Below are 24,572 nucleotides of genomic sequence, written 5' to 3' on the forward strand. Positions count from 1 at the left end.
TTCAGCCCTACCAGCGGGGCCGCGGTGCCGGGCGGACGCTCGCCGGGCGGTCGCCCGAAGGAGTCAGGCCGCGGGTCGGTCGGTCACTGCCCGGCCATCCGCTCCAGGCGGGCGATCCGCTCGCGCATCGGCGGGTGGGTGGAGAACAGCCTGGCGCCGCGCTCGCCGGGCCGGAACGGGTTGGCGATCATCATGTGGCTGGCGGTCTGCAGCTGCGGCTCGGGCGGCAGCGGCAGCCGCTGGGTGCCGGCGTCGAGCTTGCGCAGGGCGCCGGCCAGGGCGAGCGGGTCGCCGGTGATCCGGGCGCCGTCGGCGTCGGCCTGGTACTCGCGGGAGCGGCTGACGGCCAGTTGGATCAGGCCGGCCGCGACCGGCCCCAGGATCATGATCGCCAGCATGCCGACCAGGCCGGGGCCGTCGTCGTCGTCCGAGCGCCCGACCGGGATCAGCCAGGCGAAGTTGACCAGGAACATCACCACCGAGGCGAGCGCCCCGGCCACCGAGGAGATCAGGATGTCCCGGTTGTAGACGTGGCTCAGCTCGTGGCCGAGGACGCCGCGCAGCTCCCGCTCGTCCAGCAGCTGCAGGATGCCGTCGGTGCAGCAGACCGCCGCGTTGCGCGGGTTGCGGCCGGTGGCGAAGGCGTTCGGCGCGGGCGTGGGCGAGATGTACAGCCGGGGCATCGGCTGGCGGGCGGCGGTGGAGAGCTCGCGGACGATCCGGTACAGCTGCGGGGCCTCGATCTCGCTGACCGGGCGGGCCCGCATCGCGCGCAGCGCCAGCTTGTCGCTGTTCCAGTACGCGTAGGCGTTGGTGCCGACCGCGACCAGCAGGGCCACCAGCAGGCCGGTGCGGCCGAAGAAGCCGCCGATCACCAGGATCAGCGCGGAGAGGCCGCCCAGCAGGACGGCCGTCCGCAATCCGTTGTGGTGGCTGTGCACTGCGGGCCCTCCTGTGGTGCCGGTGGAAGCCGTGGAGCCGCCTCCCTCTGCCGGGATCAACGCCCCGAACTGGCCGGTTCGTTCCCTCCGGCATTCGACCACAGGTCAGAACAGGCTGCCCGACACCACCTGGAGCACCAGTTGCGGGGCCACCGAGAGCACCACCGCGCCGACCCCGGCGAGGCCCAGCGCGGCGCCCAGCGGGGCCGGGACGCGGCGCCCGGCGGCGGCGTCCCCGGCGGCCGGGGCGAACAGCAGCGCGGTCCACTTCAGGTAGTAGGCGAGCGCGATCACCACGTTCACCGCCATCACCACGGCCAGCCAGCCGAGACCGGCGTCCACCGCCGAGCGGAACACCACGACCTTGCCGAACAGGCCGACCACGCCCGGCGGCAGGCCCGCCAGGCAGAGCAGGAAGAACGCCAGCGCGAACGCCGCCCAGCGGTTGCGCCCGGCCAGCCCGCGGAACCCGTCCAGCGTGCCCGGGCCGCCGACCAGCGCGACCGCGCCGAACGCGCCCAGGTTCACCAGGCCGTAGACCAGCGCGTACGCCACGGTCGCGCCCAGCGGCTCGGCCGATCCGGCGTACCCGGCGGCGGCCAGCGGCACCAGCAGGTAGCCGGCCTGGCCGACCGAGGACCAGGCCAGCAGCCGGACCGCCCCGTGCGGGGTGTCGGTGCGCTGGCGCAGCGCGGCCGCGTTGCCGAACGTCATGGTGAGCGCGGCGAGCACCGCCAGCACCAGGCCCCAGGTGTGGCCGTACGGGCGGAACGCGACGGTGGTGACCAGCGCCAGGCCGGACAGGCCGGCCGCCTTGCCGACCACCGAGAGGTAGCCGGCCACCGGCAGCGGCGCGCCGACGTACGTGTCGGGGACCCAGAAGTGGAACGGGACGGCGGCGGTCTTGAACGCGAAGCCGACCAGGGTGAGCACCGCGCCCGCCTCGGCGAGCGGCTTCAACCGGGCGGGGGCGTGGGCCAGTCCGTCGGCGATGCCCTGGAGCTGGATCGTCCCGGCGGCGGCGTAGACGAAGCTGACGCCGAGCAGCATCACGGCGGTGGCGGTGACCGAGGAGAGGAAGAACTTCAGCGCGCTCTCCGCGCCCCGGCCGTCCCGGCGCAGGCCGACCAGGGCGAACGCGGGCAGGGTGGCGACCTCCAGCGCGATCACCAGGGTGGCGAGGTCGCGGGAGGCGGGCAGCAGGGCGGCGCCGCAGGCGGAGGAGAGCAGCAGGAACCAGTACTCGCCGCCCGGCAGCTTCTCGTCCTCGACGGTGTGCAGGGAGAGCAGCACGGTCAGCAGCGCGCCGCCGAGGGCGAGCAGCTGGAAGGCGAGCGCGAAGTGGTCGGCGGTGTAGGAGCAGCCGCCGCCCGGGCCGCTGAAGCAGAAGGTGGAGCGGGTGTCGCCGAGGGCGAGCGGCAGCAGGGCGGCCAGCGCGGCGAGCAGGCCGGCGGCGGCGAGCGGGCCGAGCAGGCGCTTGCGGGTCTCGGGCAGGAAGAGGTCCGCGACCAGCACGGCGAGGGCGGCGAGCGCGGCGATCAGCGGCGGGGCGACGGCCACCCAGTCGACGGACTGGATCAGGCCGCCCGGGTCGGCGACGGCGAGCGGCGTCAGCGGAGTCATGAGGGGCTGCCCCAGGTCGTGAGCGGTGGCCATCAGCCGCCTCCGAGGAGGTGCTTGACGGCCGGGTCGGAGAGGCCGAGGAGCAGGGCCGGCCACAGGCCCGCGAGCAGGGTCAGCGCGACCAGCGGCGTCCAGCTGGCGGCCTCGTGGCCCTGGAGGTCGGGCAGGTCGGTGACCGGGGCGGGCTGCTCCGGGTCGCCCATGCAGACCCGCTTGACCACGATCAGCAGGTAGGCGGCGGTCAGCAGGGTGCCGAGGCCGGCCAGCGCCATGTAGGTGACGAACGCGGGCCGGGAGAGTCCGGCCGCCGGGTCGAACGCGCCGTACATGGCGAGCAGTTCGCCCCAGAAGCCGGCCAGTCCGGGCAGGCCGAGGCTGGCGACGGCGGCGAACGCGAGCAGCGCGCCGATCCGCGGGGCGCGGCCGTAGAGGGCGGCGCCGGTGGCTCCGGAGAGGGTGTCGAGGTCGGCGGTGCCGTAGCGGTCCTTGACCGCGCCGACCACGAAGAACAGCAGGCCGGTGATCAGGCCGTGCGCGATGTTGGCGAACAGCGCGCCGTTCAGGCCGGCCGGGGTGAGCGAGGCGATGCCGAGCAGGACGAAGCCCATGTGGCCGACCGAGGAGTACGCGATCAGCCGCTTCAGGTCGCCCCCGGCGCCCTTGCGCGCCAGCGCGAGGCAGGCGAGCGAGCCGTAGACGATGCCGACGGCGGCGAACGCGCCCAGGTAGGGGGCGAAGGTCGCGGTGCCGTCCGGGACGACCGGGAGCAGCACCCGGACCAGGCCGTAGGTGCCCATCTTGAGCATCACGCCGGCCAGCAGCACCGAGCCGACGGTGGGGGCGGCGGTGTGCGCGTCGGGCAGCCAGGAGTGCAGCGGCCAGGCGGGGGCCTTCACGGCGAGGCCGACCAGGACGGCCAGCGCGGCGACCAGCTGGGTGGTGTGGGACAGGCCCGCGCCGTGGGCGGCGGCGAGCTCGACCATGTCGAAGGTGCCGGCCTTGACGCCGATCAGCAGGAAGCCGAGCAGCATCACGGCGGAGCCGAGCAGGGTGTACAGGACGAACCGGTTGGCGGCGGCGGTCTTCCGGCCGCTGCCCCAGCGGGCGATCAGGAAGTACATCGGGATCAGCACGGTCTCGAAGGCCAGGAAGAACAGCACCAGGTCGAGCACCGCGAAGGTGGCGAGCATGCCGGTCTCCAGCAGGAGCAGCAGCCCGGTGAAGGCGCGGCCGCCGGGCCCGGCGGGGAGCTTCTTGACCGAGTAGAGCGCGCAGAGGAAGGTCAGCAGCGCGGTGAGCACCAGCAGCGGGAGCGAGATGCCGTCGGTGCCGAGGTGGAGCCGGACGTCCAGCGCGGGGATCCACGGGACGTCGGTGACGGCCTGCATCCGGCTGGGGTCGTCGTGGTCGAAGCCCGCGGCGAGGACGACCGCCAGCAGCAGGGTGCCGCCGGTGACGGCGGTGCCGAGGCGCAGCGCCCGCCCGTCGCCGATCGGGGCGAGCGTCAGGGCGGCGCCGAGCAGCGGCAGGGCCAGGAGGGCGATGAGGACCGCGTTCATCGGGGGCTCCAAGGGCGTGCCGGGACGAGGGAACGGTGACGTGTCATCTGGTGTCGCGACACGGAATGACGTGGCACCGGATGACGTGGCAGCAGATGACGTGGCAGGGACCGGTGACGTGTCATGAGCCGACCGCCACCAGGACGGCGAGCAGCACGGCCCCGGCCAGCAGCGCGCTCAGGTAGCCCTGGGCGTTGCCGGTCTGGGCGAAGCGGACGGCGCGGCCGAGCCAGCCGGGCGCGGCGCCGGCGCCGCGGACGTACGTCTCCACCACGGCGCGGTCCAGGAACCGGACCAGCCGGGCGGCGGCCTCGGTGGGCCGGACGACCAGCGCGCCGTAGCAGCGGTCGACGCCGAAGCCGTGCTGGGCGGGCCCGTACAGCGGGCCGAGCAGCAGCCGGCCGGGGTCGGTGGCGGTGGGCTCGGCGGTCGGGCCGGCCGCAGCCGCGGCGCGGGCGTTCACGGTCCGCCAGGCGGCGTACGCGACCAGGACGCCGACCAGCGCGGCGCCGGTGCCCAGGACCGCGGTCGCGAAGCCGGGCCGCAGCGATGCGCCGTCGAGCAGCTCGGGCAGCCAGTCGGAGCGCAGTCCGAGCAGGCCGAAGCCCATGGTGGGCACGGCCAGCACCCACAGCGGCCAGCGCATCGCGGCGGGTTCGGCGTGCGCCGGGTCGGCCTCGTCGATCTCCGGGGAGTAGGGCGCGTCGGCGGGGGCGGCCACCGGCGCCACCGGCTTGGCGTGGAAGGCGACCAGCCAGAGCCGGGTGGCGTACGCGGCGGTGAGCAGCGCGGTGAGCAGTCCGGCCGCCAGCACCGTCCAGCCGGCGGAGGCGGGGACGGCGGAGGCGGGGCCGAGGGCGCCGGTGAGGGCTTCGCCGTGGGCGGCGTGCTCGGCGGCGGTGAGCACGGACTCCTTGGAGAAGAAGCCCGCGAACGGCGGCAGGCCGACCAGCGCGACCAGGGCGATGCCCATCGTCCAGTAGGCGTCGGGGACGCGGCGGCGCAGGCCGTCGATCCGGGACATCGCGCTGATCGAGTTGGTGTGCGCGGCGTGGATGACGACGCCGGCGGTGAGGAACAGCAGCGCCTTGAACGCGCCGTGCGCGACCAGGTGGAACACGGCGGCCTGCCGGTCGCCGGAGGCCAGCGCGCCGGCCATGTAGCCGAGCTGGCCGACCGTGGAGTAGGCGAGGACGCGCTTGAGGTCGTCCTGGGCGAGCGCGCACAGCGCGGAGCCGACCATGGTGACGGCGGCCATCACGGCCAGCACCAGCAGCGCGGCGGAGGAGAGCAGGAAGACCGGCAGCAGCCGGGCGACCAGGTAGACGCCGGCCGCGACCATGGTGGCGGCGTGGATCAGCGCGGAGACCGGCGTCGGACCGGCCATCGCGTCGGGCAGCCAGGTGTGCAGCGGGAACTGCGCGCTCTTGCCGGCCACGCCGGCCAGCAGCAGCAGGGCGGTCAGCGTGGGGTGGTCGAGCCCGCCGTCGGCGGCGGTGCGCAGCACCTCGGTGATCCGGAAGCTGCCCGCGTCCGCGCCGAGCAGGAACAGGCCGAACAGGAACGGCACGTCGCCGAGCTTGGTGACCAGGAAGGCCTTCAGCGAGGCGGTCCGGGCGTCGGCGGTCTCCCAGTGGTGGCCGATCAGGAAGTACGAGCAGATGCCCATCACCTCCCAGCCGACCAGTAGCACGATCAGGTCGCCGGAGTAGACGACCAGGAACATCGCGGCGGTGAACAGCGAGACCAGGGCCGCGTACGAGGGGTAGCGCGGGTCGTCCTTGAGGTACGCGGTCGAGTAGACCTGCACGCAGGTGGCGACCAGGCCGACCAGGACCGAGATCAGCGAGGAGAAGCCGTCCAGGTGCAGGGCGAGCGAGATCTCGGGGCCGCCGGTGGGGGCGAGCCGGGTGGCGGCGTCCAGGGTGCCGCCGGTGCCCAGCTGCAGGGCGGTGACCAGGGCGAGCACGGCGGAGACCGCGACCGGCAGCACGGCGAGCGGGCGGGCCAGGCCGGGGTGGCGGCGGCCGGTGGCGAGGCCGGCGGCGGCGCCGAGCGCGGGCAGCGCGGGGACGAGGATCGGCAGCGCGAGGTTCATGCGGCGGCCTGCTCCTTCGCGTGGTCGTCGGCCGCCTCGTGGCGGTCGCCGAGCGCGGTGACCTCGTCGACGGCGGCGGTGCGGCGGGTGCGGTAGACCAGCAGCACGACGGCCAGGCCGAGGCCGATCTCGGCGGCGGCGATGGTGATGGTGAACAGGGTGAGCGCCTGGCCGGCGTGCAGGGTGTCGCGCAGCCAGACGTCGAAGGCGACCAGGTTGAGGTTGACGGCGTTGAGCATCAGCTCGACCGACATCAGCACCAGGATGACGTTGCGGCGGGCGAGCACGCCGTACACGCCGACGCTGAACAGCAGCACGGCGAGGACGGCGGGGTAGGCGAGGTGCACCTCAGCGCTCCTTCTGCTTCGTCAGGCCGGTGCGCAGCTTCCCGGCCCGCGGCTTCGTCCGGCCGTCCCCGGTGCGGGAGAGCACGATCGCGCCGACCAGGGCGGCCAGCAGCAGCACCGACAGCGCCTCGAACGGCAGCACCCAGTGCGAGAACAGGTACTCGCCGGTCAGCCGGGTGGTGCCGGCCGCGCCGGACAGGTCGATCCAGGACGAGCGGAACGCGTCGACGACCAGGGTGACCAGGGTCGCGGCGGAGGCGGCGCCGACCGCGAGCGCGGCGGGGCGGTTGCCGGAGTCGGCGTCCGGGGAGCGGCCGATCGGGGCGCGGGTCAGCATCAGGCCGAACAGCACCAGCACGATCACCGAGCCCAGGTACACCAGCACCTGCACCCAGGCCACGAACTCGGCGGTCAGCAGCAGGAACTCGACCGCGAGTCCGCCGAGCGCGACCACCAGCCACAGCGCGGCGTGCACCAGCTGGCGGGTGGTCACCGAGACGACGGCGGCGCCGAGCACGAGCACACCGACCAGCAGGAAGACGACCTCCTGCCCGGTCGGCGAGAGGTACGAGCGCGCGGCGGGCTCCAGCGAGCCCGCCGCGGCCAGCAGGGTGCTCAACTCTCCCCACCCTCCTCGGCGGCGGCGGCAGCCGCGGCGGCGGCGGCCAGCTTGTCGGCGGCCTTGCGGGCCATGGCGATCTCCTTGGGCTCCTCCGCCGCGGCGTCGTGCGCGGGCGGCGGCGGGACGGTCCACATCCACTCGCGCAGCCGCTCGCGCTCGTGGGTGAGTTCGCGGATGTCGGTCTCCGCGTACTCGAACTCCGGGGACCAGAACAGCGCGTCGAACGGGCAGACCTCGACGCAGATCCCGCAGTACATGCAGAGCGAGAAGTCGATCGCGAAGCGGTCCAGCACGTTGCGGGTGCGGGCGCGGGCGTTCGGGTCGGCGGCGGGCAGCGTCTCCTTGTGGGAGTCGATGTAGATGCACCAGTCCGGGCACTCGCGGGCGCACAGCATGCAGACCGTGCAGTTCTCCTCCAGCAGCGCGATCACGCCCCGGCTGCGCGGCGGCAGGTCGGGCTGCACGTCGGGGTACTGCGCGGTGACGGTCTTCCGCATCATGGTGCGCAGGGTGACGGCCAGGCCCTTGGCCAGGCCGGAGCCGGGAATTCCCATTACGAGATCGCCACCTTGATGATGCCGGTCAGGACGAGCTGGGCCAGGGCCAGCGGGATCAGCACGGTCCAGGCGAAGCGCATCAGCTGGTCCTCGCGCAGCCGCGGGTAGGTGACCCGGAGCCAGAGCACCACGAAGGCCAGCGCGAAGGTCTTGGCCAGTGTCCACAGCCAGCCGAGCTGGTCGGCGAACGGGCCCTGCCAGCCGCCCAGGAACAGCACCGAGGTCAGCGCGCAGAGCACCACGATGCCCGCGTACTCGGCGAGCAGGAACAGGGCGAAGCGCAGGCCGGTGTACTCGGTGTACGCGCCGAAGATGATCTCCGAGTCGGCCACCGGCATGTCGAACGGCGGGCGCTGCAGCTCGGCCAGGCCGGCCGTGAAGAACACGAACGCGCCGATCAGCTGCCAGGGCACCCACCACCAGTGGAAGGCGTCCACGATGCCCGGCAGCGAGACGGTACCCGCCGCCATCGCCACCGAGGCGGCGGCCAGCAGCATCGGCAGCTCGTACGACATCAGCTGCGCGGCCGTGCGCAGCGCGCCCAGCAGCGAGAACTTGTTGGCCGACGCCCAGCCGGCCATCAGCGAGCCGAGCACGCCGACGCCCATCACGGCCAGCACGAAGAAGATGCCCGCGTCGACCACCTGGCCGACCATCCCGTCCGGCCCGACCGGGATCACCAGCAGCACCAGCAGGTAGGGCAGCAGCGCGACGGCCGGGGCCAGTTGGAAGATCCGCCGGTCGGCGCCGGACGGGACGACGTTCTCCTTCTGGACGAACTTCACGCCGTCGGCGACCAGTTGCGCCCAGCCGTGGAACCCGCCCGCGTACATCGGGCCGAGCCGGCCCTGCATGTGCGCCATCACCTTGTGCTCGGTCTGGCCGACCACCAGCGGCAGCACCAGGAACGCCACCAGCGTGCCGACGCAGCGCAGCAGCGTGTCGAGGAGGTTCACGCGCCGTCTCCGTCCTGCTTCTCGGTGGTCTCTTCGGGCTGTTCGGCCGGCTGTTCAGGTTCCGCGCCCTCGTCGTGCGCCGGTACGGGCGTGTGCCACGGGGCGTCCGACGACTGGGTGCGGGCGGTGCGGCGCGGTGCCTCCGGCCGCTCGGGCGGGGTCTCCCCGGCGGCCTGGCTGACCGAGCCCTCGCCGACGCTGCGGGTGCGGCGCGGCCGGTCGGCCCGCACCGGCGGCGGGGCGGCGGCCCCGGCCTCGGCGGCGGGCCCGGGTTCGGCGGCGGCCTGGCTGACCGAGCCGCCCTCGACGCTGCGGGCGCGGCGCGGCCGGTCGACCCCGGCGGCGGCACCGGCCCGGGCGGCGCCGGCCCGGGCCGCGCCGCGCGCGGGGCGCTCGGCGGCCGGCGGCAGGGTGCCCTTGAGCGGTCCCCACTCGTTCGGGTCGGGGACGCCGGCCGGCTGCATCTTGCGCCGGGCCGGGCCGCCGTGGTCGGCGGCCTCGCCGGGCTCCTTGGCGCCGGGCCAGTCCTTGGCGACCCGGGCGGCCAGCACGAAGTCCTTGCGCAGCGGGTGGCCCTCGAAGCCGTCCGGCAGCAGCAGGGTGACGGGGTGCGGGTGGCCCGGGAACTCGATGCCGAACATCTCCCGGGTCTCCCGCTCGTGCCAGGCGGCACCGGCGTACACCCCGACGGCGGTCGGCAGCGCGGCCTTCTCGCGCGGCACCCGGGTGCGCAGCAGCAGTCGGCGCAGGCCGCCGGGCCCGCCGACGGCGGCCAGGTGCGCGCAGACGGCGAAGCCCCGGTCGAGGTCGTCGACGGCGCTCAGCCAGTCCAGGAAGGCCAGGCCGAGGACGTCGCGGGCGGCGGTGAGCGCCTCGATCCAGTGCTCGGCGGGCACGTCGACGGTCAGCAGGTCGTACGCCTCGGTCGCGCTCGCCCACGGTCCGACGGCCGAGGCGGTGCGCTCGGCGGGCGTCGGCTCGGCGGCGGGCACCGGTTCGGCGGCGGGCGTCTCGGAGGTGTCCGGGGTGTCCGGGGTGTCGGTCACCGCCGCCCCTCCCCGGGCGCGGGCCGCAGCGGCCGGCCGAGCGCGGCGGCGGGCGCGGCGTAGCGCTGCGGGACGTCCTCGGCGGCGATCTTCTCCTGCAGCTTGAGGATGCCCTGGAGCAGCGCCTCGGGCCGCGGCGGGCAGCCGGGCACGTAGACGTCGACCGGGATGATCTGGTCGACGCCCTTGGTGACGGAGTACGAGTCCCAGTACGGGCCGCCGGAGTTGGCGCAGGCGCCGAAGGAGATGACGTACTTCGGTTCGGGCATCTGCTCGTACAGGCGCTTGACCGCGGGGGCCATCTTGTCGGTGACGGTGCCCGAGACGATCATCAGGTCGGCCTGCCGGGGGCCGGGCGCGAACGGGATGACACCCATCCGGATGAAGTCGTGCTTGGCCATCGACGCGGCGATGAACTCGATCGCGCAGCAGGCGAGTCCGAAGTTGAAGCACCAGAGGCTGTAGCGGCGGCCCCAGTTGAGCACCACCTTGACCGGGTCCGGCGCGAGCCGGGCCAGCGGGCCGAGGCGGCGCTGCTCGACGGCGGCGCCGGGGCGGGCCGGGTCGGGGATGCCGAGCGGGACGGGGCCGTTGCCCGGCGTCCCGTGCGAGTGCGTCACGTCCATTCCAGAACGCCCTTCTTCCAGGCGTAGAGCAGTCCGACCGCGAGGAAGCCGACGAAGACGAACATCTCCACCAGCGTGGTGGCCCCGAAGCCGGCGGCGGAGAACACCGTGGCCCACGGGAACAGGTAGATCGCGTCGACCGCGAAGATCACGTACAGGAAGGCGTAGACGTAGTACCGGATCTGGGTGTGCGCCCAGCCCTCGCCGACCGGGTCGACCCCGCACTCGTAGGCGAGCAGCTTCTCCGGGGTGTCGACCACCGGTCGCAGCAGGCGGTTCGCGGTGAAGGACACCACGACGAAAAGGACGCCGATGACCGCCAGCAGGCCGACCGCCGCGTAGGCGTCGAAGTAGCCGCTGCCGGCGGCGGGGTCGGCAGCGAGCGGCTGCCACTCCATGGGTCACGCCCTTCTTCTTTGCCCGTCCATAACCATCGCTATCGCGGGAGTCTATGTGCACCGTCCGTTTACTCCGTCACCCGCCCGTCCTGCAAGACGGCCGGTGGACACCCGGCGGACGCCCGGTGGCCGGCGGCGGAATTCCGCCCGCGGACGGTCCGGGTGCGGAGCGCACCGCCGGGGGTGGGGATAACCCCCGGACGAAGACGGTGTGCAGCACCATGGCGGGGGACGGTCGCCGGGCGGGATGCTGGTGATCGACAAGCACCGGCGAGATCACCAGGAGAGGGCGCCGACCATGGAGGACGAGGCGAAGCGCCCGTCGTTGTACGGGGCACAGCTGTGGCGGGAGGTGAGCAACGCGCTGCTGAACCTGCCGGTCGGGTTGGTCGGGTTCGTGGTGGCGGTGGTGCTGCTCTCCACCGGCCTGGGCCTGGCGGTGACGGTGGTGGGGCTGCCGCTGCTGGCCGCCGGGCTGGCCTGCTGCCGCTGGTTCGGCCGGCTGGGCCGGGCCCGGGCGCGCTCCGAGCTGCGCAGCGCGGTGGCCGAGCCGGAGCCGCTGCGCCCGTCCCGGGCCGGGGTGGCCGGTTGGGTGATGGCGGCGCTGGGTGACGGGCTGAACTGGCGCTCCGCGCTGTACTGCGTGGTGCTGCTGGTCTGGGGCCTCGTCACCTTCGCGCTGACGCTGGTGCTGCTGGTGGTGGGCTGGCCGGTGCTGCCCTGGGCGATGCGGGCGCTCTCCGCGGTCTCCCGCTGGCTGGTGGAGGCGCTGCTGTCGCCGGGCGCGCTGGCCGAGCGGGTCCGCGAGCTGGAGGACGACCGGGGCGCGGTGGTCGACACCGCCGCCGCCGACCTGCGCCGGATCGAGCGCGACCTGCACGACGGCGCGCAGGCCCGGCTGGTGGCCCTGGCGATGGACCTCGGCCTGGCCAAGGAGAAGCTGGAGGAGGATCCGGCGTCCGCCCGGCAGATGGTCGACGCGGCGCACGGCGAGGTGAAGCTCGCCCTGCAGGAGCTGCGCGACCTGGCCCGCGGCATCCACCCCGCCGTGCTCACCGACCGCGGGCTGGACGCGGCGCTCTCCTCGGTCGCGGCCCGCACCGCGCTGCCCGGCGGCGTCCGGGTGCACGTCGAGCTGGGCGGCGAGCGGCCGGACTCCGCGGTCGAGGGCATCGCCTACTTCACCGTCACCGAGCTGCTGACCAACGCCGCCAAGCACTCCGGCGCCCGCACCGCCGCGGTGGACGTCTGGCGCCAGGACGGCCGGCTGATGCTGACGGTGCGCGACGACGGCCGGGGCGGCGCCCGGGTGCACCCGGGCGGCGGGCTGGCCGGGCTGGCCGAGCGCGCCGAGTCGGTGGACGGCGTGTTCGTGGTGGAGAGCCCGGCGGAGGGCCCGACCCTGGTGACGGTCGAGCTCCCCTGGCACACCCGCTCCGGCCCCAAGCGGTGACGTCCGGCCGGGGGGCGCCCCCGGCCGGACGTGGACGGGCCCGGAGTGCCGCCTCCCTTGCGCGGTGCGGCACTCCGGGCCCGGGCCTGTCGGGCGCTACAGCGTCCCGAGGGTGACCTCCGCGGTCTTGGCCTGCCCGTCCCGCTGGTAGCCGACGGTGACCTTGTCGCCGGGGCTGAGCGAGGCCAGCGCGGTGGTCAGCGCGGAGGGGCTGCTGATCGCGGTGTCGTTCACCTTGGTGATCACGTCGCCCGCCTGCAGCCCGGCGGAGGCGGCCGGGCCGCCGCCGACCACCGAGACCACCGCGGCGCCGGCCGGCTGGAAGTTCGCGTCGAAGTACGGGCGGACGGTCACCCCGAGCCCGGCCCGGCCGGAGTTGCTGACCTTGCCGTCCTTGATCAGCTGGTTGGCGATGCTGGTGACGGTGGCCGCCGGGATGGCGAAGCCGATGCCGGGCGCGGCCGAGCCGTTCAGCTCCGGGTCGACGGCGGTCAGCGTGTTGATCCCGATCACCTGGCTGGAGAGGTTGACCAGCGCGCCGCCGCTGTTGCCGGGGTTGATCGCGGCGGAGGTCTGCACCATGTTGCCGATGGTGGCGCCGGGCGATCCGGCCGACTGCGGCTCGCTGACCGTCCGGCCGACCGCCGAGACGATGCCCTGGGTGACGCTGCTGGAGAGTCCGAGCGGGCTGCCCATCGCCAGCGTGATCTGCCCGACCGACACCTTCGAGCTGTCCGCGAAGGCAGCCGGCTTGAGCCCGCCGGGCGTGCTGGACAGCTTGATCACCGCGAGGTCGGACTCCGGGTAGCTGCCGACCAGGGTGGCGTCCAGCGGCTTGGTGCTGTTGGCCAGCGTCACGGTGAAGGTGGTGGCGGAGCCGACCACGTGCGCGTTGGTGACGATGTCGCCCTTGTCGTCGAAGACGATCCCGGAGCCAAGGCTGTCGCCCGCGGTGATCTGCACCACCGAGGGCAGGACCTGGGAGATCACCTGCTGGTAGTCCTGCTCCAGCTGGTTGCTGCTGGACGGGGCGGGCGCGGTCGAGGACGAGGACGGGGAGCCGTCGGCCGCCGCGCCGGTGCCGCCCTTCGCGCTGGAGCAACCGGTCACCAGCAGCGCCGCCGCGGCGATCACGGCCGCGGGTCCGAGCCACAGCTTGGGCCCGGTGGGCCGGGGGCCGGCCGGGATCGGGCGGGTCGGTTCCTTCTTCGGGCGCACGGCGGCCACCTCCGGTCGCTGGACAGAGCTTTGTCACTATTTCACCGAAATGTCCGAATGCCCGTGCGGACACACCACGTCACCGGCAAATGGCCGCCGACATAGGATCGGCCCATGGCCTGGTTGATCACCGGCGGTGCCGGTTACATCGGCGGACACGTAGTCAAGGAGCTGGTCGAGGCCGGCGAGCCGGTGGTCGTCCTGGACGACCTGAGCAGCGGGTCCGCCGACCGCCTGCCGGCCGGCGTCCCGCTGGTGGTGGGCTCCACCCTGGACCGCCCGCTGCTGGACGAGGTGATCGCCGGGCACGGCGTGACCGGCGTCCTGCACATCGCCGCCAAGAAGCAGGTCGGCGAGTCGGTCAGCGAGCCGCTGCTCTACTACCGGGAGAACGTCGAGGGCCTGCGCCTGGTGCTGGAGGCCGCGGTGGCCGGCGGCGTGCGCCGGATCCTGCTGTCCTCCTCCGCCGCCGTCTACGGCATGCCGGACGTCGACCTGGTGACCGAGGCGACCCCGTGCGCGCCGATCAACCCGTACGGCGAGACCAAGCTGGTCGGCGAGTGGCTGCTGTCCTCGGCGGCCGCCGCCTACGGGCTGTCCACCGTGGCGCTGCGCTACTTCAACGTGGCGGGCGCGGCCTCGCCGGAGCTGTCCGACGGGGGCGCCACCAACCTGGTCCCGATGGTGTTCGAGCGGCTGACCGCCGGGCGGCCGCCGCGGGTCTTCGGCGCCGACTACCCGACCCCGGACGGCACCTGCGTCCGCGACTACATCCACGTCTCGGACGTCGCCTCCGCCCACCTGGCGGCGGTCCGCCGGCTGAACGCGGCCGGGCCGGAGGAGCGGGTCGACCTGGTCCTGAACATCGGCCGGGGCGAGGGCGTCTCGGTGCGGGAGATGCTGGTCGAGATCGGCGCGGTGACCGGCCTGGACACCACCCCCGAGATCGCCCCGCGCCGGGCCGGCGACCCGGCCCGGGTGGTCGCCTCCGCCGACCTGATCCGGCGGGAGCTCGGCTGGAGCGCCCGCCACGACGTCCGCGAGACGGTCGCCTCGGCCTGGGCCGGCTGGCGGCACCACCACCCGTAGGCCCCGCACGGCCCTGCACGACGCCACGGCCCCGGACCTCGCGCGAGGTCCGGGGCCGTGGCCGTGGCGTCTGCGCGCCGCCTACTGCGGGACGGCGGTGCCGTAGAAGGAGTCCAGCGCGTACACGCAGCGGTCCTTGGAGCCGACGAACACCCGGCCGCCGACCGCCACCGGGGAGCCGGTGAGCTCGCCCTTGGTGCCCAGCTCCCAGCGCAGCCGGCCGGTGGCCAGTTCCAGGGTGTGCAGCGAGTGGTCGCGGCTGCCCAGGTGGACCAGGCCCTCGGCGACCGCCGGGGAGCCCACCAGCTCGCCCCGGGTGGTGTAGCGCCAGCGCTCCCGGCCGCCGGCCGCCTCGAAGGCGAACAGCGTGTCGCCGGAGCCCAGCAGCACCGTCCCGTCGGCGACCACGGCCGGCTCGGCACCCTGCCGGGCGGCGGTGGCGGCCCGCCACCGGCCGTGGCCGGTGGCGGCGTCCAGCGCGTACAGGGTGCCGAGGTAGTCGGCGACGTACACCGCGCGGCCGTCCACCGCGGGCGGGGTGAACAGCACCACGGGCGCGTCGAACCGCCAGCGCTCGGCGCCGGTGGCCGCGTCCAGCGCGTGCACCCGCTGACCGGACGTCACGTACAGCACCCCGCCGCGCTCGACCGGGCGGGACGGCACCTCGCCGCCCAGCGGCACCGCCCAGCGCACCCCGCCGCCCAGCGGGTCCACGCAGTGCAGGCGGCCGCCGCCCTGGTAGTAGGCGGCGCCGGCGATCAGCGCCGGGCCGGACTGCGGGTTCTCGTACTCCTGCTGGGCGTCGTCGGTCCGCCACAGCTCGGCGCCGGTGGCCGCGGCGCGCAGCTGCACGCCGCCGCCGCGCACGCCGCAGCACAGCACGCCGTCGGCGGCGTCCAGCGCGTACACCCAGCCGTCCAGCGAGTGGCGCCAGCGCTCGGTGCCGTCGGAGGCGTCCACCGTGTACAGGTGCGGGCCGTCGGCGGCGTGCAGCCGGCCGCCGTCCACGGCCAGCGCCCAGGCCACGTCGCGGGTCTTCCAGCGGCGCTCGCCGGAGCCGATGTCCAGCGCGTGCACCTCGAAGCTGGAGGCGAACAGCGTGCCGTCGGCGACCACCGGGGTGCCCCACACGTCGTTCGACATCCGGAACCGCCAGGGCCGCCAGCGGGCCGCGGGCTGCGGCGGGGCGGCGGACGGGGCGGAGCTGCGGCGCACCCAGTCGGTGCCGGCCGGGACGGCCGGGGGCGCGGCGGGCTCCACCCGCGGCCCGGGGCCTATCGGCACGTGCGCCCCGGGCAGCCGGATCTCGGCGTCGGAGCCGGCCGGGCGGGCCGGACCGGACGGGCCCGGGAGCTCCGGGCGGCGGTGCGGGCGGACCCGCTCGGTGGCGACCTCGGACTCGGAGACCGGCCCGGGCGCCGCGACCGGCGCCCCGACCGGGGCGGGCGGTAGCGGCGGCGGCCCGACCGGCTGGGCCGGCAGCGCGACCTGCGGCTGCGGCTGCTGCTGGGGCTGCGGGCGGGCCGGCGGCGGCTGCTGGGCGGTGACGGGACGTCTGCTGCTGCGCTTGGCCTCGATCAGGTCGAGCGCGGCGGGCGGCAGCCAGTCGCCGGCCTCGCCGGAGGCGTCCGCCCGGGAGAACAGGTGCGGGGCCAGCTCGGCCTGGATCTGGGCGGGCGTCGGCCGGTGCTCGGCGGTGGGGCGCATGCAGGCCCGCACCAGGTCGACCAGCTCGGCCGGCAGCCCGGACAGGTCGGGCTGGTCGCGCAGCAGCTGGAACACCGTCTCGACCGGGTTGGAGCCGCGGTACGGCGGGTGCCCGGTGGCGCAGAACACCACCAGCGAGCCGAGCGAGAACACGTCGCTGGCGCCGGTCACGCTGCGGCTGTCCCGGGCCTGCTCGGGCGACATGTACGCGGGCGTGCCGACCGCGACGTTGGTCATGGTCAGCCGGGTGCTGGAGACCCCGGCGGCGATGCCGAAGTCGATCACCCGCGGCCCGTCCTCGACCACCAGCACGTTGGACGGCTTGAGGTCCCGGTGCACCAGGCCGGCCGCGTGGATGGACTGCAGCGCCTCGGCGATGCCCGCGGTCAGCCAGCGGACCGCGTCGGCGGGCAGCGGCCCGCAGTCGTTGACCAGGTCCTCCAGCGAGGGCGCGGGCACGTACGCGGTGGCCAGCCACGGGACGGCCGCGTCGGCGTCGGCGTCCACCACGGCGGCGGTGTAGAAGCCGCCGACCGTCTTGGCCGCGGCGATCTCGCGGGCGAAGCGGACCCGGAACAGGTTGTCCTCGGCCAGCTCGCTGCGGACGGTCTTGACGGCCACCCGGCGCCCCGAGGCCGACCGGGCCAGGTACACCAGGCCCATGCCGCCCGCGCCGAGCCGGGCCAGCACTTCGAAGGGCCCGATCCGCCTCGGATCGTGCGCCGTCAGCTGGTCCACTCCTCAGCCACCTCCCCTTCCGCCAACGCCCCCCGGCGGTGGCGCCCCCCGATTCTCCAATGCCCGCCGCCCGGGAGCCAATCTCCCCCGCCCGGGACACGCCCCCGGGTACCGGAGCCGCCCCCTCCGAGTGGCCCGGCGGCGGCCGCCGGGGCCCCCTCAGCTGACTTGTCGTCACGCTGTGGGGTCATCAGCACACGGGGGGGCAACAACTCACGCGGAAAAGGCACGGTTTCCCCCCTCACCCGGACTAATAGTCGCACTACCGATTAGCGCCAAGATCTTGCCGCTGTAAGCTGACGGCATGACAGGACAAGTTCGCACCGTCGACGGTCGCGTCGCCGGGCGGCGCGGACAGGAGACGCGGCAGAAGCTGCTCGACTGCCTCCGCGAGATGCTCAGCACGTCGCCGTACCGGGACGTCAAGGTCATCGACGTCGCCCGTATGGCGGGAACCTCCCCCGCGACCTTCTACCAGTACTTCCCGGATGTCGAGGGCGCAGTCCTTGAGATCGCCGAGGAAATGGCCGAGGACAGCGGCGGGCTCAAAGAGCTCGTCGATGGAAAGTCCTGGGCGGGAAAGTCCGGCTTCACCACTTCCGAAGAACTGGTGGACGGATTCCTCGCCTTCTGGCGCAAGAATGACGCCATTCTCCGAGTGGTCACACTCGGTGCCGCGGAAGGGGACAAGCGGTTCTTCAAGATCCGCATGAAGGTCCTCAACTCGGTGGCGGGCCCACTCGCCGAAGCCGTGCGCAACAACCAGGGCAAGACCGACAAGACGGTCGAACCGGCGGCGATCGCCGGCGCCCTGGTGTCGCTGCTCGCCGCGGCCGCCGAGCACGGCAAGGCGTTCACCTCGTGGGGCGTGAAGGTCAAGGACCTCAAGCCCAACCTGGCGCTCCAGGTGTACCTGGGAGTCACCGGAAAGAAGCCGCCGAAGTAAGACAGCAGCCCACTGGCGCTCGGCCCCGGTTCCTGTCCGGGTGTGTCGGATGCGGCCGTGCCTCGGGGGAGGTTCGCCGACGTACCGCGGAGCGCCGTCCTTCAACGGACGGAGGGGCGGCCGGGAGGATTCACCTCCCGGCCGCCCCTTCGTCGTGTCCGCGGGCCCTCAGGGGCAGCGCACGACCTGTCCGGCGTAGGCCAGGCCGCCGCCGAAGCCGAACAGCAGCACCGGGTCGCCGCTGTTCAGCTCGCCGCGCTCGACCAGCTTGGAGAGGGCGAGCGGGATGGAGGCGGCGGAGGTGTTGCCGGAGTCGACGACGTCGCGGGCGACCACCGCGTCCTCGGCCAGGCCGAGCTTGCCGGCGATGGCGTCGATGATCCGCAGGTTGGCCTGGTGGGCGACGAAGCCGCGCAGCTCGGACGGCTCGACGCCGGCCTTCTCGCAGGCCTTCCGGGCCAGCGGGGCGACCTGGGTGGTGGCCCAGCGGAACACGGTCTGGCCCTGCTGGCTGATGACCGGCTTCCAGCCGCTGATCGCGACCGCCTCGCCCTTCTCCGGCGCGGAGCCCCACACCACCGGGCCGACCCCGGCCCGCTCGTCGGGGACCGCCTCCAGCACGGCGGCCCCCGCGCCGTCGCCGAAGATCACGCAGGTGGTGCGGTCGGTCCAGTCGATGATGTCGGACATCCGCTCCACGCCGACCACCAGCGCCCGGGTGGCCGCGCCGGCCCGGATCGCGTGGTCGGCGGTGGCCAGCGCGTACGAGAAGCCCGAGCAGGCGGTGTTCAGCTCGTACGCGGCGGGGGCGGGGATGCCGAGGCGGGCGGCGACGGCGGCGGCGGTGTTGGGGCTGCGCTCGACGGCGGTGCAGGTGGCGACGGCGACCAGGTCGACCCGGTCGGGCGTCACGCCCGCGTTGGCCAGGGCCTTCTCGGCCGCGGCGACCGCGAGGTCGACCAGGGTCTCGTCCTCCGCGATGTGCCGGGTGCGGATGCCGACCCGGGAGCGGATCCACTCGTCGTCGGTGTCGACCATCGCCGAGAGCTCGTCGTTGCCGAGGATCTTCGACGGCTGGTGGTGGCCAAGCGCCACGATGCGGGAGGCGGTCATACAGCCACTCAACCGGGTTACCGGTGAGTCGGGAGGTAACGCCCTGGCACAGGATCGGGTGCCGGAAGCTGTAGGGGCCTCACAACCGGCCGCTGATCAGGCGGCCAGCGAGGGGGCGTCGCCCATCATGATCATCGGGTGCAGCGCCGGGTCCAGGGTCCGGATCAGCTCGACCATGTGGTCCTCGGTGAGCGAGACGCAGCCGTGGGTGGGGCCGCCGTGGTCGAGGTGCAGCCAGATGCCGCCGCCCTTGGCGGCGCCCTGCGGGTAGGTGGTGTCGAGCGGGGACCTGCCCTCGACCCGGTTGTAGTTGATCGCGACCACGTAGTCGAAGGAGCCGGCCAGCGGTTCGTCGTTGAAGCCGCGTCCGGACATCACGAAGTTCCGGTTCTCGTCGTACGGCAGCTTGGAGCCGGGGTCGGCCTTGCGGCCGCCCGCGTCGGTGAGCGAGTACAGGCCGATCGGGCTGCGCAGGTCGCCGGAGCGGTGGTCGGTGGTCCAGCCCTTGTAGGCGTTGTGGGCGGGCCAGGCCTGGCCGGCCTGCCAGCCGCCGTCCTCGCCCCGGGTCCACAGCGTGACGGTGGTGTCCGAGGAGTCCTTGCCCTGGCCGCTGGCCACCAGCAGCTGGCGGGTGTCGGCCGGGACCTTGGCCATCCAGTCGGCGCCGATCCCCGGGATGCTGGTGATCCGGTCCCGGTCGGAGCGGTCCGCGGCGGGCGCCTCGGTGTGCTGGGCCTCGGCGGCCTGCATCGGGACGACCTCGGGCTCGCGGTCGGGGGCCGCGCTGGCGGTGGCGTCCTGGAAGTCCCGGCCGGGGCCGACGGTGAACCAGCCGGCCGCCAGGGCCAGCAGGGTCGCGGTGCCGACGGTGAACTTGCGGGCCCGGCGCGCCTTCGGCTTGCGGCGGCTGCGGCGGGCGGCGGCTCGGCCCTGGGGCTGTCCGGCCTCGTCCCGGTCGGACGGCGCGGCGGCCGGACGGCGGTGCGAGGCGGAGCGGTGGGAACCGGACATGCGGACGATCCTTCCAGACCTCATGGACGTGACGGAACCCGGGCCGTGTGATGAGCCTGTGAGCATACGCGCCCGGGGAAACGTTTCTCCGCCACGGCGGCTGCCCCGGTTGCGCGTTCCCATCCCACGCGCCCCCCGGGAACGGCCCGCGCCCGGTGGCCGGAAGCGGTCACCGGGCGCGGACGGGCCCGTCGGGGGCGGCTGCCGGACGGTCAGAGGCGCATCGCCTGCGGGGTCTCCCGGCGCGCGGGGTCCGGGCCGTCGTACTCGCGGATGACCTCGTAGCGGGTGTTGCGCTCGACCGGGCGGAAGCCGGCGTCCCGGATCAGGCCGAGCAGGTCGTCGCGGCCCAGCTTGTTCGGGGTGCCGAAGTTGTCCGCGTCGTGGGTGATCTTGTACTCGACCACCGAGCCGTCCATGTCGTCCGCGCCGTGGCTGAGCGCCAGCTGGGCGGTGGTGACGCCGTGCATCACCCAGAAGACCTTGACGTGCGGGACGTTGTCGAACAGCAGCCGGGACACCGCGAAGGTCTTCAGCGCCTCGGCGCCGGTGGCCATCTCGGTGCGCGCCATCAGGCGGTTGCGGACCTTGCCGTCCTTGGAGTCGTGGAAGTCGTGCTGGTAGCGCAGCGGGATGAAGACCTGGAAGCCGCCGGTCTCGTCCTGCAGTTCGCGCAGCCGCAGCACGTGGTCGACCCGGTGCCGGGGCTCCTCGATGTGGCCGTACAGCATGGTGGCCGGGGTCTTCAGGCCCTTCTCGTGCGCCAGGCGGTGGATCCGCGACCAGTCCTCCCAGTGGGTGTCGTGGTCGACGATGTGCTGGCGGACCTCCCAGTCGAAGATCTCCGCGCCGCCGCCGGTCAGCGACTCCAGGCCGGCCTCGATCAGCTCGTCCAGGATCTCGCTCGCGCTCAGGCCGCTGATCCGCTCGAACCAGTGGATCTCGGTGGCGGTGAACGCCTTCAGCGAGACGTTCGGCAGCGCGGCCTTCAGCTCCTTCAGGGAGCGCGGGTAGTAGCGCCACGGCAGGGTCGGGTGCAGGCCGTTGACGATGTGCAGCTCGGTCAGCGACTCCGACTCCATCGCCTTGGCGAGCCGGACGGCCTCCTCGATCCGCATCGTGTAGGCGTCCTTCTCGCCCGGCTTGCGCTGGAACGAGCAGTACGCGCAGGAGGCGCTGCAGACGTTGGTCATGTTCAGGTGGCGGTTGACGTTGAAGTGGACGACGTCGCCGTTCTTCCGCGTCCGCACGTGGTGCGCCAGCCCGCCCAGCCAGGCCAGGTCGTCGCTCCCGTAGAGCGCGATCCCGTCCTCGCGGGTCAGCCGCTCACCGGCGTAGACCTTCGCCTCCAGCTCGCGCTTGAGCCCTGCGTCCATGCGGCGCTCCGCCTCCTTGCGACTTCGATTCGTTGCCGGAACCGAGACTACGCCTAGGTAGCCAGCAGACCGGCCAGCAGGGCGGGGTCGAGGTTGCCGCCGCTGACCACGGCCGCGAACACCCGTCCGCCGAGCTCGTCGGCGCGGTGGAAGTAGGCGGCGGGGGCGACCGCGCCGGAGGGCTCGGCGACCAGCCGGCCGCGGCGGGCCAGCAGGGCGACGGTGGCCCGGATCTCGTCCTCGGAGACGGTGACGATGTCGTCCACGTAGGCGGTGATGTGCTCGAACGGGAGCACGCCGACCGAGGGGGTGCGCAGGCCGTCGGCGATGGTCCGGTAGGTGTCGGCGACCGGCCAGGCGGTGCGGACGCCCTCGCGCAGGCTCTGCCGCGCGTCCGCCGCGAGCTCCGGCTCCACGCCGACCACCCGGACGCCCGGGCAGGCCAGCTTGAGCGCGGCGGCCGTCCCGGCGATCAGCCCGCCGCCGGAGACCGGCACCAGCACGGTGTCCAGCTCGTCCGGGGCGTCCTCGGCGATCTCCAGGCCGACGGTGCCCTGGCCCGCGACGACGTACGGGTCGTCGTACGGCGGCACCCACACGTAGCCGTGCTCGGCGGCGAGTTCGGCCGGGACGGTGTCGCGCTGCTCGGCGGTCACGACCACCACCTCGGCGCCGTACGAGCGGGTGTTCTCGATCTTCACGGCGGGCGAGGTGTCGGGCATCACGATCACCGCCTTGATGCCGAGCCGCCGCGCCGCGTACGCCACCGCCTGGGCGTGGTTGCCGCTGGACTGGGCGACCACTCCCCTGGCCCGCTCCTCGTCGGTGAGCGCGACCAGCCGGTTCATCGCGCCGCGGATCTTGAACGCCCCGGTCGGCTGGAGGCTCTCCGGCTTCAGCCAGAGCCGCCGCCCGCCGTCCTCGGCCCACGGGCAGGGCAGCAGCGGGGTGCGCACCGCCGTGCCGGCGATCCGGCGCTGGGCGGCGCGCAGGTCTTCCAGGTCGACCAGGGGCATGGCGGGCGCTCCTCCGGGGGCGGGGCTTATTCGGCGGGGTGCAGCGGGAGTTCGCTGACCCGGTTCTCCCACTTGGTGGAGAGCACCACCGTCGTCCGGGTCCGGGCCACCCCCTTGGTGCCGGACAGCCGCTTGACCACCGACTCCAGGCCCTCGACGTCCGGCACCCGGACCTTGAGCATGTACGAGTCGTCGCCCGCGATGAACCAGCAGTCCTCCACCTCGGGGAGGTCCTTCAGCCGGTGCGAGACGTCGTCGTGGTCGGCCGCGTCGGTGAGCTGCAGGCCGATCAGCGCCGTCACCCCGTAGCCGAGGGTCGCCGGGTTGACCGTGGCGCGGTAGCCGGTGATCACGCCCGCCTGCTCCAGACGGTTGATCCGGTCCGTCACGCTCGGCCCGGACAGGCCCACCAGGCGGCCCAGCTCGGCGTACGAGGCGCGGCCGTTCTCCCGGAGTGCCTGGATGAGCTGTCTGTCCACAGAGTCCATTGCCTGCCGCGTCCTTCCGAACCTCACCAGAACCACAGATCATTATCCGGAATCCAAGGCGCCGCGCGCCGATCAACCCGGGTATCCCAGAGAACATACTCTCCCGTAACGAGGGCGCTCACTCGCCCCGGCGCGGCCGGTTTCAGGGGTGGTTCTCCGGGGTGCTCGCCGCCTCGCCGAGGGTGCCCGACCAGCGGCGGTACAGCCCGTGCGGGACCCCGACCGCGTCCAGCACCCGGCCGGCCACGAAGTCGACCAGCTCGCGGGCGGTCGAACCGCCCGCGTAGAACCCCGGCGAGGCCGGCAGGACGACCGCGCCCTGCTCGTCCAGCGCCACCAGGTGGCGCAGCGTGCTGCCGGTCAGCGGGGTCTCGCGCAGGCAGAGCACCAGCGGGCGGCGCTCCTTGAGGGTGACCGAGGCGGTGCGCTGCAGCAGGTCCTTGGACAGGCCCAGCGCGATGCCGGCCGCGGCGCCGGTGGTCGCCGGGACGACCAGCATGCCCTTCGCCGGGTACGAGCCGGAGGACGGGCCGGCCGCGAAGTCGCCCGCGGACCAGTGGCGGACGTCCGCCAGCTCGGCCTCCCCGGTGCCGAGCCAGGCGGCCAGGTCGGCGCGCCAGTGCGCGTCGCGGAAGGAGACGCCGGTCTCGTCCAGGATGGTCAGGCGGGCGGCCCGGCTGACGATCAGGTCGACGGACTCCCCGGCGGCCAGCAGCGCGCGGACCACCGAGGCGGCGTACGGGGTGCCGCTGGCGCCGGAGACGCCGACGACCCAGGGCTTGCGGGTGGTGCTCATGGTTCCCATTGTGGGGGGCGGGCGGTCGGGGGCCGCCGCGCAGCACGGGCCCGCCGTTCCCCGGGCCCCGGGCGGGGGGCCGTCCGGCGGGTCACAATGGGTGCATGGCAGCCGAGTTGGTGGATCTGACGCATCCGGTGGTGACCGGGATGCCGGTGTATCCGGGGGATCCGGGGGTGGAGTTGCGGGCGGCGCTCACGGTGGCGGGCGAGGGGGTGAACGTGCTGGCGGTGCACCTGGGGTCGCAGACCGGGACGCACGTGGACGCGCCGTACCACCTGGACGTGCGGTGGCCGACGCTGGACGGGCTGCCGCTGGAGCTGTTCACCGGGCCCGCGGTGGTGGTGGACCTGCGGGGGCTGCCGGCCCGGGGCGAGGTGACGGCGGAGCACCTGGCCGGGGCGCTCGCGGTCTCCGGGCCGGGGACGGTGCTGCTGCTGGCGACGGGGTGGCCGCGGTACTGGGGGACGGACCGGTACTTCGCGCACCCGTACCTGGCCGAGGAGGCGGCGGCGGCCATCGTCGCGGCGGGGGTGCGGACGGTGGGCATCGACGCGCTCTCGGTGGACCCGACGCCGGACCCGGGCCCGTCCGACCCGGGGGTGGCCAGTCTGCTGGCGGAGCTGGCGGACGAGCACGACCCGGAGCCGGAGCAGGCGACGCTGACGGCGCACCGGGTGCTGCTGGGGCCGGAGGGCGGCGGGGTGATCGCGGAGAACCTGACCGACCTGTCGGCGCTGCTGGAGGCGCAGGCGGCGGGGCGGCCGGTGGAGGTCTCGCTGTTCCCGCTGCGGCTGACGGCGGCGGACGGGGCGCCGGTGCGGGCGGTGGCGCGGATCGGGTGAGCG

Annotated in this window: 23 protein-coding genes; 4 read left to right on the top strand and 19 right to left on the bottom strand. The window is 74.1% G+C overall.

The window, feature by feature from the left end; genetic code table 11:
• Nucleotides 1-83: 83 nt before the first annotated feature.
• From htpX to ACZ3J7_RS23900, 11 genes are all read right to left on the bottom strand, one after another.
• On the bottom strand, nucleotides 84-941 hold the full coding sequence (gene htpX / locus ACZ3J7_RS23850) for a zinc metalloprotease HtpX (RefSeq protein WP_465624461.1): 858 nt from the start codon (nucleotides 939-941) through the stop codon (nucleotides 84-86).
• 105 nt (nucleotides 942-1,046) lie between these two features.
• Nucleotides 1,047-2,564, bottom strand: a complete 1,518-nt coding sequence (locus tag ACZ3J7_RS23855; protein WP_465624575.1) for an NADH-quinone oxidoreductase subunit N — start codon at nucleotides 2,562-2,564, stop codon at nucleotides 1,047-1,049.
• A gap of 32 nt (nucleotides 2,565-2,596) precedes the next feature.
• Nucleotides 2,597-4,123 (bottom strand): complex I subunit 4 family protein, encoded by a 1,527-nt coding sequence (locus tag ACZ3J7_RS23860; RefSeq protein WP_465624463.1) that lies wholly within the window; start codon nucleotides 4,121-4,123, stop codon nucleotides 2,597-2,599.
• Nucleotides 4,124-4,244: 121 nt separating this feature from the next.
• Nucleotides 4,245-6,221: an NADH-quinone oxidoreductase subunit 5 family protein gene (locus ACZ3J7_RS23865; RefSeq protein WP_465624465.1), complete on the bottom strand. Its 1,977-nt coding sequence runs from the start codon at nucleotides 6,219-6,221 to the stop codon at nucleotides 4,245-4,247.
• A complete protein-coding gene (gene nuoK, locus ACZ3J7_RS23870) occupies nucleotides 6,218-6,568 on the bottom strand; it encodes an NADH-quinone oxidoreductase subunit NuoK (protein ID WP_465624467.1) in 351 nt (116 codons plus the stop codon). The genes ACZ3J7_RS23865 and nuoK overlap by 4 nt, the downstream gene beginning before the upstream one ends.
• A gap of 1 nt (nucleotide 6,569) precedes the next feature.
• Complete coding sequence (locus ACZ3J7_RS23875) at nucleotides 6,570-7,187, bottom strand: NADH-quinone oxidoreductase subunit J family protein (protein ID WP_465624469.1); 618 nt, start codon at nucleotides 7,185-7,187, stop codon at nucleotides 6,570-6,572.
• Nucleotides 7,184-7,744, bottom strand: coding sequence for a NuoI/complex I 23 kDa subunit family protein (locus ACZ3J7_RS23880; protein WP_465624471.1), 561 nt, complete (start codon nucleotides 7,742-7,744; stop codon nucleotides 7,184-7,186). Before ACZ3J7_RS23880 ends, ACZ3J7_RS23875 begins: the two co-directional genes overlap by 4 nt.
• Nucleotides 7,744-8,703 carry an NADH-quinone oxidoreductase subunit NuoH gene (gene nuoH, locus ACZ3J7_RS23885; protein ID WP_465624473.1) on the bottom strand — a complete coding sequence of 320 codons (960 nt, stop codon included), beginning with the start codon at nucleotides 8,701-8,703 and terminating at the stop codon, nucleotides 7,744-7,746. The genes ACZ3J7_RS23880 and nuoH overlap by 1 nt, the downstream gene beginning before the upstream one ends.
• Nucleotides 8,700-9,749: an NADH-quinone oxidoreductase subunit C gene (locus ACZ3J7_RS23890; RefSeq protein ID WP_465624475.1), complete on the bottom strand. Its 1,050-nt coding sequence runs from the start codon at nucleotides 9,747-9,749 to the stop codon at nucleotides 8,700-8,702. The genes nuoH and ACZ3J7_RS23890 overlap by 4 nt, the downstream gene beginning before the upstream one ends.
• Complete coding sequence (locus ACZ3J7_RS23895) at nucleotides 9,746-10,375, bottom strand: NADH-quinone oxidoreductase subunit B (RefSeq protein WP_465624477.1); 630 nt, start codon at nucleotides 10,373-10,375, stop codon at nucleotides 9,746-9,748. The genes ACZ3J7_RS23890 and ACZ3J7_RS23895 overlap by 4 nt, the downstream gene beginning before the upstream one ends.
• The gene (locus ACZ3J7_RS23900; RefSeq protein WP_465624479.1) at nucleotides 10,366-10,773 is read right to left on the bottom strand and encodes an NADH-quinone oxidoreductase subunit A; all 408 of its coding nucleotides are present in this window, start codon (nucleotides 10,771-10,773) and stop codon (nucleotides 10,366-10,368) included. Before ACZ3J7_RS23900 ends, ACZ3J7_RS23895 begins: the two co-directional genes overlap by 10 nt.
• A 298-nt stretch (nucleotides 10,774-11,071) precedes the next feature.
• Between ACZ3J7_RS23900 and ACZ3J7_RS23905 the strand changes: the two genes are divergently transcribed.
• The gene (locus ACZ3J7_RS23905; protein WP_465624481.1) at nucleotides 11,072-12,226 is read left to right on the top strand and encodes a sensor histidine kinase; all 1,155 of its coding nucleotides are present in this window, start codon (nucleotides 11,072-11,074) and stop codon (nucleotides 12,224-12,226) included.
• Between the two features lie 96 nt (nucleotides 12,227-12,322).
• Here ACZ3J7_RS23905 and ACZ3J7_RS23910 read toward each other — a convergent pair whose 3' ends face one another.
• Entirely contained in the window at nucleotides 12,323-13,414 is a 1,092-nt protein-coding gene (locus ACZ3J7_RS23910) for a S1C family serine protease (RefSeq protein ID WP_465624576.1), read from the bottom strand.
• A gap of 144 nt (nucleotides 13,415-13,558) precedes the next feature.
• Here ACZ3J7_RS23910 and galE point away from each other — a divergent pair, with 144 nt between their 5' ends.
• On the top strand, nucleotides 13,559-14,533 hold the full coding sequence (galE, locus tag ACZ3J7_RS23915) for a UDP-glucose 4-epimerase GalE (protein ID WP_465624483.1): 975 nt from the start codon (nucleotides 13,559-13,561) through the stop codon (nucleotides 14,531-14,533).
• Nucleotides 14,534-14,614: 81 nt separating this feature from the next.
• On the opposite strand, the gene ACZ3J7_RS23920 is transcribed toward galE, so the two are convergent.
• The gene (locus ACZ3J7_RS23920; protein ID WP_465624486.1) at nucleotides 14,615-16,978 is read right to left on the bottom strand and encodes an outer membrane protein assembly factor BamB family protein; all 2,364 of its coding nucleotides are present in this window, start codon (nucleotides 16,976-16,978) and stop codon (nucleotides 14,615-14,617) included.
• A gap of 304 nt (nucleotides 16,979-17,282) precedes the next feature.
• On the opposite strand from ACZ3J7_RS23920, the gene ACZ3J7_RS23925 reads away from it, so the two are divergent.
• Nucleotides 17,283-17,924 (top strand): TetR family transcriptional regulator, encoded by a 642-nt coding sequence (locus ACZ3J7_RS23925; protein WP_465624488.1) that lies wholly within the window; start codon nucleotides 17,283-17,285, stop codon nucleotides 17,922-17,924.
• Between the two features lie 168 nt (nucleotides 17,925-18,092).
• Here the strand turns inward: ACZ3J7_RS23925 and ACZ3J7_RS23930 are convergent, their stop codons facing one another.
• From ACZ3J7_RS23930 to ACZ3J7_RS23955, 6 genes are all read right to left on the bottom strand, one after another.
• Nucleotides 18,093-19,037 carry a beta-ketoacyl-ACP synthase III gene (locus tag ACZ3J7_RS23930; protein ID WP_465624490.1) on the bottom strand — a complete coding sequence of 315 codons (945 nt, stop codon included), beginning with the start codon at nucleotides 19,035-19,037 and terminating at the stop codon, nucleotides 18,093-18,095.
• 96 nt (nucleotides 19,038-19,133) lie between these two features.
• Nucleotides 19,134-20,048: a L,D-transpeptidase family protein gene (locus ACZ3J7_RS23935; RefSeq protein WP_465624492.1), complete on the bottom strand. Its 915-nt coding sequence runs from the start codon at nucleotides 20,046-20,048 to the stop codon at nucleotides 19,134-19,136.
• A 212-nt stretch (nucleotides 20,049-20,260) separates the two neighbouring features.
• Entirely contained in the window at nucleotides 20,261-21,424 is a 1,164-nt protein-coding gene (gene mqnE, locus ACZ3J7_RS23940) for an aminofutalosine synthase MqnE (RefSeq protein ID WP_465624494.1), read from the bottom strand.
• Nucleotides 21,425-21,477: 53 nt separating this feature from the next.
• The gene (locus ACZ3J7_RS23945) at nucleotides 21,478-22,440 is read right to left on the bottom strand and encodes a threonine ammonia-lyase (protein ID WP_465624496.1); all 963 of its coding nucleotides are present in this window, start codon (nucleotides 22,438-22,440) and stop codon (nucleotides 21,478-21,480) included.
• A gap of 26 nt (nucleotides 22,441-22,466) precedes the next feature.
• Nucleotides 22,467-22,928 carry an Lrp/AsnC family transcriptional regulator gene (locus ACZ3J7_RS23950; RefSeq protein ID WP_033250846.1) on the bottom strand — a complete coding sequence of 154 codons (462 nt, stop codon included), beginning with the start codon at nucleotides 22,926-22,928 and terminating at the stop codon, nucleotides 22,467-22,469.
• 142 nt (nucleotides 22,929-23,070) lie between these two features.
• Nucleotides 23,071-23,724 (bottom strand): UbiX family flavin prenyltransferase, encoded by a 654-nt coding sequence (locus tag ACZ3J7_RS23955; protein WP_465624499.1) that lies wholly within the window; start codon nucleotides 23,722-23,724, stop codon nucleotides 23,071-23,073.
• 104 nt (nucleotides 23,725-23,828) lie between these two features.
• On the opposite strand from ACZ3J7_RS23955, the gene ACZ3J7_RS23960 reads away from it, so the two are divergent.
• The gene (locus tag ACZ3J7_RS23960) at nucleotides 23,829-24,569 is read left to right on the top strand and encodes a cyclase family protein (RefSeq protein WP_465624501.1); all 741 of its coding nucleotides are present in this window, start codon (nucleotides 23,829-23,831) and stop codon (nucleotides 24,567-24,569) included.
• Nucleotides 24,570-24,572: the final 3 nt, after the last annotated feature.

Source organism: Kitasatospora sp. NPDC015121 (genome assembly GCF_055562955.1).

Excerpts from the sequence above, each read along its gene's own strand:
- ACZ3J7_RS23855 (WP_465624575.1), bottom strand. The coding sequence starts at position 2,564 with ATGACTCCGCTGACGCCGCTCGCCGTCGCCGACCCGGGCGGCCTGATC.
- ACZ3J7_RS23860 (WP_465624463.1), bottom strand. The coding sequence starts at position 4,123 with ATGAACGCGGTCCTCATCGCCCTCCTGGCCCTGCCGCTGCTCGGCGCC.
- ACZ3J7_RS23865 (WP_465624465.1), bottom strand. The coding sequence starts at position 6,221 with ATGAACCTCGCGCTGCCGATCCTCGTCCCCGCGCTGCCCGCGCTCGGC.
- ACZ3J7_RS23880 (WP_465624471.1), bottom strand. The coding sequence starts at position 7,744 with ATGGGAATTCCCGGCTCCGGCCTGGCCAAGGGCCTGGCCGTCACCCTG.
- ACZ3J7_RS23895 (WP_465624477.1), bottom strand. The coding sequence starts at position 10,375 with ATGGACGTGACGCACTCGCACGGGACGCCGGGCAACGGCCCCGTCCCG.
- ACZ3J7_RS23900 (WP_465624479.1), bottom strand. The coding sequence starts at position 10,773 with ATGGAGTGGCAGCCGCTCGCTGCCGACCCCGCCGCCGGCAGCGGCTAC.
- ACZ3J7_RS23905 (WP_465624481.1), top strand. The coding sequence starts at position 11,072 with ATGGAGGACGAGGCGAAGCGCCCGTCGTTGTACGGGGCACAGCTGTGG.
- galE (WP_465624483.1), top strand. The coding sequence starts at position 13,559 with ATGGCCTGGTTGATCACCGGCGGTGCCGGTTACATCGGCGGACACGTA.
- ACZ3J7_RS23925 (WP_465624488.1), top strand. The coding sequence starts at position 17,283 with ATGACAGGACAAGTTCGCACCGTCGACGGTCGCGTCGCCGGGCGGCGC.
- ACZ3J7_RS23930 (WP_465624490.1), bottom strand. The coding sequence starts at position 19,037 with ATGACCGCCTCCCGCATCGTGGCGCTTGGCCACCACCAGCCGTCGAAG.
- ACZ3J7_RS23935 (WP_465624492.1), bottom strand. The coding sequence starts at position 20,048 with ATGTCCGGTTCCCACCGCTCCGCCTCGCACCGCCGTCCGGCCGCCGCG.
- mqnE (WP_465624494.1), bottom strand. The coding sequence starts at position 21,424 with ATGGACGCAGGGCTCAAGCGCGAGCTGGAGGCGAAGGTCTACGCCGGT.
- ACZ3J7_RS23945 (WP_465624496.1), bottom strand. The coding sequence starts at position 22,440 with ATGCCCCTGGTCGACCTGGAAGACCTGCGCGCCGCCCAGCGCCGGATC.
- ACZ3J7_RS23950 (WP_033250846.1), bottom strand. The coding sequence starts at position 22,928 with ATGGACTCTGTGGACAGACAGCTCATCCAGGCACTCCGGGAGAACGGC.
- ACZ3J7_RS23955 (WP_465624499.1), bottom strand. The coding sequence starts at position 23,724 with ATGAGCACCACCCGCAAGCCCTGGGTCGTCGGCGTCTCCGGCGCCAGC.
- ACZ3J7_RS23960 (WP_465624501.1), top strand. The coding sequence starts at position 23,829 with ATGGCAGCCGAGTTGGTGGATCTGACGCATCCGGTGGTGACCGGGATG.